This is a genomic window from Peribacillus loiseleuriae (assembly GCF_001183985.1).
In the GTDB taxonomy this organism is placed as follows: Bacteria; Bacillota; Bacilli; order Bacillales; family DSM-1321; genus Peribacillus; species Peribacillus loiseleuriae.
The window spans coordinates 1322993-1336200 of sequence record NZ_LFZW01000001.1; the positions used below are offsets into that span (position 1 = coordinate 1322993).

Genomic DNA, 13208 nt, shown 5'->3' on the forward strand with positions numbered 1-13208 from the left:
TCTTTATTTATACTAACATCATATGAAAATTAAGAATTCCCCTAATTAGCGGGTTCAAAACCTCAAGAATCTTGAAGGGTGAGCTGTTTTACCTCTTCGTGTTTGTGGTATGGATAGGAATAGACCATCCTTTGCTCTCGTCATCGCAACATATAGCAGTCTGCGCTCCTCTTCTAGTGATTCATTGTCACCCTTACGAAACGATTCAAGTGCGAAGTCATGAGGGAGGCTACCATCAATAGCTCCAAGTACATACACATATTTATACTCGAGGCCTTTTGAACGATGTATGGTTGTTAACTGGATTGCATCATGGAAATGCTTCGATAGCTGCTTCACTTCATGTACCATAGCAGACATATGTCCCACATGTTCAAGGAATTCAGCTACCGAATGAAACCGTTTAGCTGCTACCTTCAAATCACGAATATCATCAGAGCCTTTCTCTATATTGCCTTCATTGCCGCGTTTCTTCACAAAATCTGCAAACCCTATTTCCTTTTCAATGACTAAAAGAGCAACAGAAGGGGTCATCCCCTTTAAACTGCGGATTATTTTAGGTAACGATTTAAGTTTGCGTTCTTGAAAAGGATGAGCTGTTTTGACGAAAGCTAGGGCATCAATAAAGTCACAATCCTGTAGAATCGTTTGCGCCTTCATATCCTGCAGCACACTTTGCTTTAAAAATAAGGATGATAAAACGTCCCCAACTGGATTGGCATCCTCAGGTTGATAGCTTAATCGTAAATAAGCAAGCATACTCTTAACGATTCGTCTTTCATAAAAACTATCCGCATCTTTTTCAATAACAAAAGGAAGATTGGATGTGGCTAGTCTCTCGAAAATCGCCCGTGACATCGCATGAGTCCGATAAAGAATCGCAAAGTCACTTGGATTCGCACCATTTGTAATTTTTTCCTGGATATCATGAACAATCATCGTTGCTTCTGTTTCCTCGTCATAAGGATAAAAGAGCAGAGCGGGTTTGCCATTATTATGCTGAGCTTTCATCGTTTTCGGATGCCTGTTCTGATTTTTTTTTATCATCCGGTTGGCGGTGGCAACAATTTCATGTGATGATCGATAATTTTCTGTCAGTTTTACGACTTTAGCTCCTGGGAAATCTCGTTCAAAATGCAAGATAAATGATGGATCACTACCACGAAATGCGTAGATTGCCTGATCGTCATCACCGACCAAACAAACATTTTTTGTTCGAGCAGACAGGAGTTGGATCAATTCGTATTGAACTTTATTAATATCCTGAAACTCATCAATAAGAAAATAGTCAAAACGCTTCTGATATTTTGCTAGGACATCTGGATTACTTTTAAAAAATGAATAACAGCCAATCAACATATCATCAAAATCATAGCTACCTGTCTGTGATTTATAATCTTCATAGCTTTTATAAAGAGACAAACAAGATGTTTCCCATTCGTCTTTAGCTTTAATTTCATTTGGGAATAATAAAGAGTTTTTCCATAGGCCAATTTGTTGAAGTGCTTGATCATATGCAAATTCCTTATCATCCAGCCCCATTTCTTTGCCAGCTAGTTTAAGAATTCTTGTACGTTCCCATTCCCATTTCATTAGTAAATCACGTCGCCAATTATCTGGTTCATGGAAGAGGAGGATTTTATAAAAAATACTATGAAAAGTGCCCGTTACTAATTGATTGACAAGCATGGGATTCATTTCGGGATAGGAGAGTAGTCGTTCCTTCATTTCTTTCGCAGCCTTGGCTGTAAAAGTAACAAGCATCATGGACTTAGGATCGATAATTTTTGCCGAAAGCATATAAGCTGTTCGGACAGTTAATACTCTAGTTTTCCCGCTACCTGCACCTGAAAGAACAAGGAGGGGACCATCAATTGTAGTTATTGCAGCTGCTTGTTCCTTGTCCAAACTAACTCCATGATTGTAAAGTTTGCCAAAGTATGGATCTTCAATAAGAAGCCGACTTTGCTTTTCATGTATGAATTCGGGATTCCCTGTGATATATGCACTGTTTTTAGCCGGTACACATTCAGGTTGATCTTTTGTAATAGTTCGACCTTTAGGAATCTTAAATCCGTTATCTTCTTTATAGTCGATTGTAATAGGATTATTTTGTTTAACTGAAACATCAAGCAAAGGGAACGAGCAATCCGTAATTCCAGGTGAATTATGACTAAAATGAGGTGGATTACTAATGCCTAAGAATAACTTCACAGGAAGACCACATGATGGACAAGTCAGTTCCCCACGCTTGCCTTTATCATATAATTCCTGAAGCTGTTCGGCAGAGGTAGTGACTAAATTGATTATTTCATTTTTTACTTTTGCTGCTTGCATACTAAAAGACCTCAAATCTCATTCAATTCTTTGTATCATTCATGATACCAGAACATAGGTTAAAGTGAAACTAACATAATACAGTCTTTAATAGAGGATGTTCAAAAGGTCCGGTAAAAAAAAGCTTGCGAATTGTGTCCTGCGCGCAACACAGAGGACAGCACATCCTTTGCAAGTCCGGTTCTCACGTATTACTGTAACGCGAAAGGTTTGAGACAATCGCCTGCAGAACTTCTCGGCTCTTTTTATTCTCCTTTTTGAACACGCACTAATAGTCGAAAAGCGAGTAAAATGCACATCATAAAACGATGGAAATATTGTTTGCCTTTTCATGGGGGTAAATGACAGAAAATAAAAAAGTTATGAGGTGAGTAGAATGGGCTACATCATACCAATTACACAATTTGAATATCTTCAATATGCAAACAGAACGGTCGCTGCTGCGAAATGTTCAGTAAAATCAATTGGTGGTATATCGTCAATTTTTCCACTTCCGTTATTTCAGCACCTCAATCAAGATAAAGACAAGCAGATTGAGAACATTATTACGTCTAAATCAGAAACAAAGAAGGCCTTAATCAATCCACAAAATTCATCATCCTATAAAATGCAAGTACCTGAATATGTAGTAGAGCAAATAATAGCAGATTTAACGGGTAAAGGGGGATTCTTTAATCAAAGAATCTAGTGAACACATAAAAGGACACGAATGTGTCCTTTTGTGTGTTGCAATTATTTGATTCTTATAAAACATCTACTTCGACGATTAGAGCAAGTAATAATTGAAGCAATAGCTGAATGTTAACAGCAACTTGGGCATCTGTAGTTACAACCTCAACGTCACGAGAGTTCTCGATAATCGTTTTTTGACGTGAAATTTGACTAATTTTGGAAGATTGGAGCAATTCTTGAGTAATTCTTTCAGCACTTTCGCCGCTGCCAACAGTGATGCTAACAATTACAGCAATTGCAGCTTGTAAGGCGGCTTGGAGAGATAGAGCTGCTTTTACATCTGTTGAAGTTACTCGAACATTACATGAGTCTTTGATATATACTAGCTCTTCGGATAGTTGGTACTCCACATTCTCTTGTCTGGATTCTTGCTCGATGCCTCCGCGACGATTATCGCAAAACTCTGCTAATGGATGATCTGAACGAGAATCTAAGGCTGACCATCTGTTTTCGCTATGTCCGCAAGAATTGTCTGAGCGAAATTCATTTTGATTCATATCTTTATCCTCCTTTTATTTGGGTCCCTATTAAAATATGCGGTTCGAGAAACGATGTTTGGACGATTATATCAATGCAAACGTCTATTTTTGAGAATTTTTGTTTGTGAAATTTTTCAAGAACTTAAGGGAGGTAGGTTACTTTCCCTCATCATATACATTAGTGATTGGATTAACATCTTGTTCGGTGATGTTGTTCTGCTTGTCAATAAACGACTGCGATTGCTTCTGAAGCAATTCGACGGTTTCCTTTAGATTTTTCTTTTCTCTTTCAGTAAGATCAATGGAATCTTTTTTGAAACCATGTTTACGCAAAGTTCGTGATACTAATAATTCCATCAATTTTTGATGGGAATCGTCCAAATGAAGTTCTTTTTCACTCACAAAAATCCCCTCCTTATCGTTTCTTACAATACATTATGAAAAAAAGGGCGAAGTGGCAGTGTTAAACGTGGAATTTTTATAAAAAAGTTTTTTGGGGGGAGTGCTGGACTTTAGAAATATAAAAAAACCCCCGGAAATTAGTCTCCGGGGGCTAGTTTATATATCTTTAATCATTGTTCGATGAGGAATGCCTGCATCCATAAATTCCTCAGATGCTACACGGTATCCTAATCGTTCATAAAAGGGAATGGCTTGTGTCTGTGCGTCCAGTTTTAATTTAGAAAGATCTTGCTTTTTTGCATAGTCTTCAATCGCATTCATAATCGTTTGTCCAGCGCCGTTCCCTCTGAACTCAGAGAGAACACAGATCCTCTGTACTTTGCCAATACCGTCTAAAATACGGAATCGGCCGTTGCCGATAGGCGTATCATCTTCATTAAAGAGGAGGAAATGGGCACAATCATCTTCATATTGATCAATTTCCTCTTCAAGAGGAACATTTTGTTCCTCTACAAAAACCTTTTTACGTATTGAATAAGCAAGTTCTCTCTCTTCGGTGTTTGTAACCATTTTCACGTTCATTTTTATTATTCCTCTTCTCCAAGTCTAAAAGTTTCATAAACAGTCCATGAACCATTCTCCAACTGATAAAGAAGGTGGAATCTGTCTACTTCTTCCTCGTGTGTAACGTCAAGCATTCTAATCTGACCTAATACATCGGAATGTTCATCATCTGAAAGTTTCTGGCCAATTGTTATATGTGGAACAAATGCATAAGGAGATGGACCTCCGAAGAAATCGGCATGGTTCATTTCTTTATGCAAACTTTCAAGTTCAGGATTTAATTCAACTTTAAAAAAAATCGTGTTATTTACGGGTTGAAAGGTACTCGGTTTCACTACATTTAACTTAAATGGCTTATGGGATTTGGCGATGTTATTTAATTGTTCTGCTATTGTTTCGATTTCTACTTCAGTTGCAAAAAAAGTATACTTGAGCGTAATATGAGGTGAGATTAGCGCATAGTTCGGGTCGTAGCGTTTACGGTACGAATTTACTTTATCTTGAAGCTGTTTTGATGGAAAAATAGCGACGCCATAGTTCATAATGATACCTCCCAGATTGACACTGAATTTTTTTAAAAATCAAGTTATGAAATCATTATAACAAATTTTTAATAAACTTCGTCATTTTCTATAAAAAGGTGATTAGAGCATTTTTTTCAAAGCTCGTTTTAAATCTCTTTGCCAATACTTCCATGTATGCTGACCGTCAAATTCGTCATAGAAATAAGTAAATCCTTTTTTCTTAATAATAGTATTTAACTCGCGGTTCGGTTCAATGAAGTTGCTTATGCCTCCGTCTGTAGTTGGAACGTCTGTTTCTCCTTTGCCGATTACATGGTAAAGCTCAACTAAATGTGGCTCTTCGAATTCCCTAACAGCATTCATCACTTCATTATTCACAAAAGGTGATTGGAGAATACACTTTCCAAATGTGTGAGGATACTTTAATGCTGTTAGCAGAGAAATAGTGGCACCAAGAGAATCGCCAATCAAAACTCTCCCAGTTCCTATTTGATAAGTAGGGAACACCTCATCCAAATACGGAACTAGCTCATGGGCGAGAAAACGTATGTAAGCTGCATGCTGTTCGCCATCAGGGTGATATTTCTTTCTTCGGTCATGTACATCGCGATAAGGTATTCCTACAATAATGAGATTTTCGATTTCGCCATTATGAAGTAAATCATCAGCTATTCGTCCAATTCGTCCCATTTGAAAATAGTCGCGGCCATCTTGGGCAATGACAACGGTATATTTGTATAACGGAGTATAGTTGGGCGGAAAATAAACGAGCAGTTCAAGCACTTCATCCAATTCCTTGCTTGTAAACGTTATATCCTTAATCGTCCCTTTTGGCTGATCAACCAAAATAACACCCCCTAAAGAAAATAATTGAAAGGGTTTACGGAAATATTTTATCACAATTATCGGTCGATATCTTCTTTGACGATATAAAAATCAGAGCAAAGAGTTTTTAGTGAATAGATTGGAGAAATTAAACGGACTTAATCAAGTAAAGGAGTTTAGGCGAGAAGTGTACATAGTCGTTTATAAAAGCAAGATACATAGAAGGTATCCCAAATCATTGAATGTTCGAATTGGACTTATAGAGGTTGTTCAAAAAGTCTGGTAAAAAAGCTTGCGAATTTCTTTGTTGCTCTGTCTCTTCTGTCCTTAAATACCCTTTCATACAATCTGGGTTTCCGAGAGAGACTATTGCTCCTCGGACTTCTCTGCTCTTTTAAACCTCCTTAAATAACAGTATATGGGAATAAATGTTCTTTATGTGAGAAGAACAACAAAAAGTTATTCGATCGTTAAAATTTAACGGTTGACTTATTTACGTCGAATTGTATAATAGTATATATACTTTAGTATGAGTTTTGTCGTAAAACTTATACAATATATGATCTGATAGTTCAGTGGGAGAATACGTCCTTGACAGGGACGGGGTCGGGGGTTCGAATCCCTCTCAGATCATCAAAAAGGCGGGAGTGATGCATTAGCAGCGCTCCTGCCTTTTTTTGTTTATTATTAGGACTAAGGGAACAAAGCGAAAATAAGACGAACCAACAGTAGGGAAGGGAAAAAAACCCGCTGTTGGTTCGCCTTTATGAAGGAAATATCATTTTCTTTTAATCGTATAAATTCAAGTGGTCTTCCAGCATCTAAATAAGTAATGCGTTGAATGAATAAAATAGGGAAATGTTTAGCAATCGACAAAGAAATAACCCCCATATCTGATGCAATGGTGGATTCTAAAGATTGCGTTGCATAGCCGATTTTAAGTCCAGCATGTTTGGGCGTACATCGTTCGGGTGTAATTCACTTTCTTCAATTTGACGTTTTATGATTTCCTCAATTTGGTAGTAAAACGGAAGAGAAGAGCTTTTATCAACCACGAAGAGTTGAATCACTTTTGGATGCGTACTCAGATAATGCTTCTTGATCGGCAATAATGGTAACATTGTGATGTTTTTTCAGGATAGAAGCTGGAAACTCCTCTGTTAATTCTCCGTCTATCAACTGTTTCAAAGCCTTTGCTTTTGCTACTCCTGATACTAGAAGTACGATCTCCTTACTTTTCATAATAGACGCAATTCCCATTGTTACTGCCTGTGTTGGCACTTCATCAATGGAGTCGAAATAGCGGGCGTTTGCTTCAATTGTCGATTGTGCAAGGTCAACAACTTGTGTTTTTGATGCAAAGGAAGTACCTGGTTCATTGAAGCCGATATGACCGTTTTGCCCAATGCCAAGGATTTGTAAATCGATTCCGCCCATTTTATCAATCATTTCATCATAACGACTACATTCTTCTTGAATGTTTTCTGCAGTACCATTTGGAAGGTTAGTGTCTTCTTGATTAATATCAATATGATTAAAGAACGTATCGGCCATGTAATAATGATAGCTATTCGGATTAGTAGAGCTTAAACCGATATATTCATCTAAATTAAATGATTTTACTTGTTTATAAGATGTATGATTTTCTTTATGATCGGCAATTAATCGATTGTAAAACCCTTCAGGTGTCCCACCAGTTGCAAGTCCAAGCTGGATTTGTGGATTTTCTTTTATTTTTTCAATTACGATTTCTGCTGCTTTTTGACTCATTTCTTGATAGTCCTGTACTTGTATAAGTTTCATTATGAATTCTCCTTTGTGAATGCTATTTTTCCTCTGCAAAAAGTCATTTCTACATCTAAATCTTCATTTAAAATAACAAGATCGGCATCTTTTCCAACAGTGATACTACCTTTTCTGTCAAATAAGTTTAGTTGTTTCGCTGGATTTACTGACGTCATTTTAATGATATCTTCCATCGTACAATCGGTGAACGTCATCATATTCTTGATCGCATCGTTCATTTTAAGAATACTTCCTGCAAGTGTCCCGTCTGCAAGAGTTGCGGTTGTTTCGTTCACGTTGACGGGTTGACCACCTAAATCATAGGTTCCTTCTTGAAGCCACTTTGCACGAAGTGAATCAGTAATTAAAATCATGCGATCGCTTGTAATTTGATTATACGCGAGTTTCACCATTTCAGGGCGGCTATGGATACCATCTACAATGAGCTCCACAAATAGCTCATCACGTAAATAAGCAGCACCTAACACACCTGGTTCGCGGTGATGCAGACCACGCATTCCATTATAGAGGTGAGTAATATGAGTAGAGCCAGCTTGAATGGCTTGGTCAACTTGTTCATATAGGGCATCTGAATGGCCAATTGAAGCTACTACACCGGATTCTTTTAAAGCAGCGGTCAGCTCTAAGCCGTTTGGCTGCTCAGGTGCCAATGTGACAAGCTTAATTTGATTTTGTGCGATTTCTTGCCATTTTTTAAATAAGGCGACGTCAGGATCAATAATATGTGAAAGTGGCTGGGCCCCTTTTCGAATTGGAGCAATGAAAGGACCTTCTAAGTGAATTCCTACTACTTCAGCTAAACCATCCAATTGATTTGTCATGTACTCACCAGCATTACGCAATGCTTGTTCAATAGCCTCTGTTGATTGCGTCATCGTTGTCGCTAGAAAGCTTGTTGTTCCCTCTTTTGGAAGTGTCTGAGCCATCGTTGTTAAAGCAGTGCTCGTTGCATCCATTGCATCTGCATTCGCTGCACCGTGAATATGTACATCAATAGCGCCAGGAATAACTAGATACGTGGGAGAAAGCTCGATTATTTTCGCGGTGTCATCTTGTTTATATTGGCTGAAAGGACCTACTTCTGCAATTATTCCATCAACCACTTTTATATAACCATTTTTATAGGTTTCGTTTTCACTATAAACCGTTAGATTTACAATAATGTATGTTTGATTTGCATTCATACCCAGTCTCCTTTGTAAAAGTTATTAGGGATTTTGCTTGTTACATAAAAACTTTACATTTAGTGTATCGCTAATAGGAGTAGTTGCCTATACCAGTTAAAAAAAATGTCGAAAAAGGTTCTAAACACACAATATAGTATTACACAGAACTTATTTCATTGTAAATCATTGTTTTGGAAGCTGCCTCCTTAATCGGGACAGCCTATTTAATATAGTTGAATGGGTAGACAACAATAGAGACTATAAGAAGTTGTTCAAAAAGCCCGGTTAAAAAGCTTGCGAATTGCATCAAAGCTCTGTCTCAACGGTCCTCACGTATTACTGTATACGCGCAGGTCTAGAGACGATTGCACCTCGAACTTCTCGGCTCTTTTTATCCTCCTTTTTGAACACACACTATAAGGATTAACTTGGATTGAATATCAGATTATGACCGTACTTAGATCCATAATAGGAGGATAAAGGACGAAATATCAAATGGAGTGATATATGTAGGATACAAAAAAACTGCCTGTCTCTGAAGGAAACAGGCAGCACGAAGAATCGTGGACTTTCTAGATTAAGCGAATTAGAACCAGAAACATCCTCTATTGCATCTACATCTATTTTCGCATCTGTTTTCACATCTGTGGTCGTGGTGATGATGATGATGATGTTGTTGATTATTCTCATTTTCAATACCACGTACATCTTCCCGTTCATTCCTTCGGCAGCGACGTACAGCACGACAGAATTCATTACCATCAATGTGAGCTTCTACTCTTACATTTCGATTCTTATGATGACGGTTTTCGGAAACACCACGAACATTTTCATCACAATCAAAATTATTACCGTTATTACACATTAACTATCACTCCTTTATTTTGTAGTACACGGTATTTTATGAACGCATCGGACATAATGTATAGGTTAGTCCCTATTTTTACAGAAAATGTGTGCATGTCGAGAAAGGGTAATAGATTATACTAGGACGCTAGCTGGTGATCATTTTTTTGATACTTATTTTGTATTTGGATAGCGAAAAAATTATTTCTTTTCTTTGTTGCATTTTTTTACGATCTTGCATATACTTGCAATATAAACATTGTGAAATGCTTCACAATACATGTGAAATATTTCACATGTATTGTGATTCATAATCCGAGGAGGCGTTTTTATGAAAGTAGCAGTGGTTGGATGTACTCATGCAGGAACAGCAGCAGTTAAAAATATAGCGGCATTATATCCTGAAGTGGAAATTACAGTGTATGAGAAAAATGATAACGTATCTTTTTTATCTTGTGGCATTGCTCTTTATGTCGGCGGAGTAGCGAAAGATCCAAACGGCTTATTCTATTCTTCTCCAAATGAACTTACAAAGCTTGGTGCCAATATGAAGATGAAGCATGAAGTGTTGACGATTGATACAGATAAAAATATCTTAATAGCTAAAAATCTAGAAACTGAAGAAATTTTCGAAGACACATTTGATAAATTAATCATGACTACGGGTTCTTGGCCGGTTATCCCAAATATTCCTGGAATCAATCAAGACAATATTGTATTATGTAAAAACTTTTACCATGCTAATCAAATTATTGAAAAAGCTAAACAAGCAAAGAAAATCGCAGTAATTGGTGCGGGGTATATAGGTGTCGAACTTGTCGAAGCATTTGAAGTATACGGGAAAGAAGTAACCTTTATCGATGGGGAAGAACGCATTCTAAGTAAATATTTAGACGCAGAATATACAGATATGATTGAAGCGGAATTAATCAATCATGGTGTGAACATGGCATTGAATCAAACTGTTACTTGTTTCGAAGGTGAAAATGGAAAAGTAGCAAAAGTAGTCACTACAAAAGGAGAATATGAGGCAGATCTTGTAATACTTTGCGTAGGTTTCCGACCAAATACTGATCTTTTAAAAGGGCAAGTGGATATGCTTCCAAACGGGGCAATTAAAGTGAATGAATACATGCAGGCAAGTAAAGAGCAAGTGTTTGCTGCGGGAGACAGTTGTGCGATCATGTATAATCCTACTAAACAGCATGCCTATATCCCACTCGCAACTAATGCTGTCCGGATGGGAACTTTAGTGGCGAAAAATTTAACGAAACCAACAAGTAAATATATCGGCACTCAAGGAACTTCGGGCTTGCATATTTATGACTATAATATGGCTTCTACAGGTCTTACCGAGACAGCTGCAAAACATGTAAATATGAATGTGAAAAGTATCGCAATTAAAGAAAACAATCGACCTGAATTTATGCCGACTTACGAAGAAGTCATGTTGAAAGTAGTTTATGAAGTAGAAACAAATCGTATCGTCGGAGCCCAAGTCATTTCTAAAGCGGATATGACGCAATCGATCAACACGATGTCAGTCTGCATTCAAAGTGAAATGACGATGGAAGAACTGGCCTATGTGGATTTCTTTTTCCAACCGCATTTCAATAAACCGATGAACATTCTGAACCAAGCGGGCTTACAAGCGATGGAAAAGTAATGGCTCTCTTTTAGAGTTACATTCATGTGATAATTAGGAGCTTATGGAGAATTTAATTTCTCGATTGGTTTTTGTCTAGCGAATTTGAAGATTACTTAATAATCTATCTGACTCAATCGAATTATTCCTTTTGTTCAATGGAAGATTTCGGGTGGGTTTTTTTTACTTTAGATTTAAGGACTTTTTTTGATGTGTAAAGGTTACATGATTGGTATTATTAGGATTAACATATCCTTATAGGTAAGAAACAAGTGAATGAAAGAGATCCGTTCAAACTAGCGGTAGAGATACATGAAGGGGGAATTCATATATGGAAAAGTTCATCTTATCATTAGACCAAGGTACAACAAGTTCAAGAGCGATGCTACTTAATAAGAAAGGAGAAATCATTCACATTGCACAACAAGAATTTAAGCAATATTTCCCGAAACCAGGCTGGGTTGAGCATGATGCAAATGAAATTTGGGGATCCGTTCTTGCGGTTATTGCGAGTGTTTTATCTGAATCCGGCATAAAACCAGAGCAAATTGCTGGAATTGGGATTACGAACCAAAGAGAAACAACAGTAGTATGGGATAAAGCAACTGGAAAACCTGTCTACCATGCGATTGTGTGGCAATCACGTCAAACGAGCGATATTTGCGATGAGTTGAAAGCACAGGGACATGACGATCTAATTAGGGGAAAAACTGGATTATTAATTGATGCTTATTTCTCCGGCACGAAAGTAAAGTGGATTCTTGATCATGTAGAGGGGGCAAGAGAAAAAGCAGTAGAAGGAAAACTGTTATTTGGGACAATCGACACATGGCTGATTTGGAATTTGTCAGGTGGAAAGGCTCATGTGACCGATTATACGAACGCTTCACGTACTTTAATGTTCAATATTTACGATTTAAAGTGGGATGATGAACTCCTTGAAATCTTAACCGTTCCTAAATCGATGCTACCTGGAGTAAAGTCATCTTCAGAGGTGTATGCCAATACATTGGATGATCATTTTTTCGGACAGGAAATTCCAATTGCTGGTGTTGCTGGTGATCAGCAGGCAGCTTTATTCGGTCAGGCTTGTTTTGACCCGGGAATGGCAAAGAACACGTACGGAACTGGGTGTTTTATGCTGATGAATACGGGAGAAAAGGCGGTTCGATCAGAAAACGGGCTTCTAACAACTATTGCATGGGGACTAAATGGAAAAATCAATTATGCCCTAGAAGGTAGTATATTTGTAGCCGGATCTGCCATTCAATGGCTACGAGATGGCTTGAGAATGTTAAAACATGCACAAGACAGTGAGAGCTATGCAATAAGAGTAGAGAGCACAGATGGCGTGTATGTGGTCCCAGCGTTTGTCGGTTTGGGAACGCCGTATTGGGACAGCGATGTTCGTGGAGCTGTATTTGGGATTACTCGAGGAACATCCAAGGAGCATTTTATCAGAGCTACTTTGGAATCATTGGCCTATCAAACGAAGGATGTCCTTGATGCGATGAAAGAAGATTCGGGCATTGAATTAAAGACACTACGAGTAGATGGAGGAGTCGTGAAAAATAACTTCCTCCTGGAGTTTCAAAGCGACTTGTTAAATGTCCCGGTAGAGCGTTCCATCATAAATGAAACAACCGCGCTTGGAGCTGCCTATTTGGCTGGTTTAGCTGTAGGGTATTGGAAAAATCAAGAAGAAATTTCAAGTCTGTGGGGGATAGATCAAGCATTTATGCCATCAATGGATCAGAAGAAAAGAGAAGGATTATATGAAGGTTGGAAAAAGGCCGTTCATGCCGCAATGGCGTTTAAATAATTTCCTCGAATAAAAAACATCTATGAGCGGATGCTCTAAAACTAAAACGATGAAAAAGGT

13 protein-coding genes and 1 tRNA gene are annotated in these 13208 nt (G+C 37.9%); 4 read left to right on the forward strand and 10 right to left on the reverse strand.

Features of this window, described 5'->3' with window-relative positions; all coding sequences use genetic code 11:
- Nucleotides 1–54 precede the first annotated feature (54 nt).
- Nucleotides 55–2337: a UvrD-helicase domain-containing protein gene (locus tag AC625_RS05965; protein ID WP_049680450.1), complete on the reverse strand. Its 2283-nt coding sequence runs from the start codon at nt 2335–2337 to the stop codon at nt 55–57.
- 376 nt (nt 2338–2713) lie between these two features.
- Between AC625_RS05965 and AC625_RS05970 the strand changes: the two genes are divergently transcribed.
- Nucleotides 2714–3025 (forward strand): hypothetical protein, encoded by a 312-nt coding sequence (locus tag AC625_RS05970; RefSeq protein ID WP_049680451.1) that lies wholly within the window; start codon nt 2714–2716, stop codon nt 3023–3025.
- A 55-nt stretch (nt 3026–3080) separates the two neighbouring features.
- Here AC625_RS05970 and AC625_RS05975 read toward each other — a convergent pair whose 3' ends face one another.
- The 5 genes from AC625_RS05975 to AC625_RS05995 all read right to left on the reverse strand — a co-directional run bounded on the left by AC625_RS05975 (nt 3081) and on the right by AC625_RS05995 (nt 5884).
- Nucleotides 3081–3566 (reverse strand): spore coat protein, encoded by a 486-nt coding sequence (locus AC625_RS05975; protein ID WP_049680452.1) that lies wholly within the window; start codon nt 3564–3566, stop codon nt 3081–3083.
- 138 nt (nt 3567–3704) lie between these two features.
- Complete coding sequence (locus AC625_RS05980; RefSeq protein WP_049680453.1) at nt 3705–3950, reverse strand: hypothetical protein; 246 nt, start codon at nt 3948–3950, stop codon at nt 3705–3707.
- A 156-nt stretch (nt 3951–4106) separates the two neighbouring features.
- Nucleotides 4107–4532, reverse strand: coding sequence for a GNAT family N-acetyltransferase (locus AC625_RS05985; RefSeq protein ID WP_049680454.1), 426 nt, complete (start codon nt 4530–4532; stop codon nt 4107–4109).
- Nucleotides 4533–4537: 5 nt separating this feature from the next.
- Nucleotides 4538–5056, reverse strand: coding sequence for a YjcG family protein (locus AC625_RS05990; RefSeq protein WP_049680455.1), 519 nt, complete (start codon nt 5054–5056; stop codon nt 4538–4540).
- Nucleotides 5057–5158: 102 nt separating this feature from the next.
- On the reverse strand, nt 5159–5884 hold the full coding sequence (locus tag AC625_RS05995; RefSeq protein ID WP_049680456.1) for an alpha/beta hydrolase: 726 nt from the start codon (nt 5882–5884) through the stop codon (nt 5159–5161).
- Between the two features lie 540 nt (nt 5885–6424).
- On the opposite strand from AC625_RS05995, the gene AC625_RS06000 reads away from it, so the two are divergent.
- Nucleotides 6425–6496, forward strand: a tRNA-Val gene (locus tag AC625_RS06000).
- A 60-nt stretch (nt 6497–6556) separates the two neighbouring features.
- Here the strand turns inward: AC625_RS06000 and AC625_RS28465 are convergent.
- From AC625_RS28465 to AC625_RS26460, 4 genes are all read right to left on the reverse strand, one after another.
- Nucleotides 6557–6754 (reverse strand): hypothetical protein, encoded by a 198-nt coding sequence (locus tag AC625_RS28465; protein WP_425415435.1) that lies wholly within the window; start codon nt 6752–6754, stop codon nt 6557–6559.
- A 156-nt stretch (nt 6755–6910) separates the two neighbouring features.
- Nucleotides 6911–7666, reverse strand: a complete 756-nt coding sequence (nagB, locus tag AC625_RS06010; RefSeq protein WP_049680458.1) for a glucosamine-6-phosphate deaminase — start codon at nt 7664–7666, stop codon at nt 6911–6913.
- A complete protein-coding gene (gene nagA / locus AC625_RS06015) occupies nt 7666–8853 on the reverse strand; it encodes an N-acetylglucosamine-6-phosphate deacetylase (RefSeq protein WP_049680459.1) in 1188 nt (395 codons plus the stop codon). Before nagA ends, nagB begins: the two co-directional genes overlap by 1 nt.
- A gap of 405 nt (nt 8854–9258) precedes the next feature.
- Nucleotides 9259–9597 (reverse strand): hypothetical protein, encoded by a 339-nt coding sequence (locus AC625_RS26460; protein WP_156187427.1) that lies wholly within the window; start codon nt 9595–9597, stop codon nt 9259–9261.
- A gap of 415 nt (nt 9598–10012) precedes the next feature.
- Here AC625_RS26460 and AC625_RS06020 point away from each other — a divergent pair, with 415 nt between their 5' ends.
- Nucleotides 10013–11347: an FAD-dependent oxidoreductase gene (locus tag AC625_RS06020; RefSeq protein ID WP_049680460.1), complete on the forward strand. Its 1335-nt coding sequence runs from the start codon at nt 10013–10015 to the stop codon at nt 11345–11347.
- A 310-nt stretch (nt 11348–11657) separates the two neighbouring features.
- On the forward strand, nt 11658–13148 hold the full coding sequence (glpK, locus tag AC625_RS06025; protein ID WP_049680461.1) for a glycerol kinase GlpK: 1491 nt from the start codon (nt 11658–11660) through the stop codon (nt 13146–13148).
- The last annotated feature ends 60 nt before the right edge of the window (nt 13149–13208 follow it).

Excerpts from the sequence above, each read along its gene's own strand:
- AC625_RS05965 (WP_049680450.1), bottom strand. The coding sequence starts at position 2,337 with ATGCAAGCAGCAAAAGTAAAAAATGAAATAATCAATTTAGTCACTACC.
- AC625_RS05970 (WP_049680451.1), top strand. The coding sequence starts at position 2,714 with ATGGGCTACATCATACCAATTACACAATTTGAATATCTTCAATATGCA.
- AC625_RS05975 (WP_049680452.1), bottom strand. The coding sequence starts at position 3,566 with ATGAATCAAAATGAATTTCGCTCAGACAATTCTTGCGGACATAGCGAA.
- AC625_RS05985 (WP_049680454.1), bottom strand. The coding sequence starts at position 4,532 with ATGAACGTGAAAATGGTTACAAACACCGAAGAGAGAGAACTTGCTTAT.
- AC625_RS05990 (WP_049680455.1), bottom strand. The coding sequence starts at position 5,056 with ATGAACTATGGCGTCGCTATTTTTCCATCAAAACAGCTTCAAGATAAA.
- AC625_RS28465 (WP_425415435.1), bottom strand. The coding sequence starts at position 6,754 with ATGGGGGTTATTTCTTTGTCGATTGCTAAACATTTCCCTATTTTATTC.
- nagB (WP_049680458.1), bottom strand. The coding sequence starts at position 7,666 with ATGAAACTTATACAAGTACAGGACTATCAAGAAATGAGTCAAAAAGCA.
- nagA (WP_049680459.1), bottom strand. The coding sequence starts at position 8,853 with ATGAATGCAAATCAAACATACATTATTGTAAATCTAACGGTTTATAGT.
- AC625_RS26460 (WP_156187427.1), bottom strand. The coding sequence starts at position 9,597 with ATGGTAATGAATTCTGTCGTGCTGTACGTCGCTGCCGAAGGAATGAAC.
- AC625_RS06020 (WP_049680460.1), top strand. The coding sequence starts at position 10,013 with ATGAAAGTAGCAGTGGTTGGATGTACTCATGCAGGAACAGCAGCAGTT.
- glpK (WP_049680461.1), top strand. The coding sequence starts at position 11,658 with ATGGAAAAGTTCATCTTATCATTAGACCAAGGTACAACAAGTTCAAGA.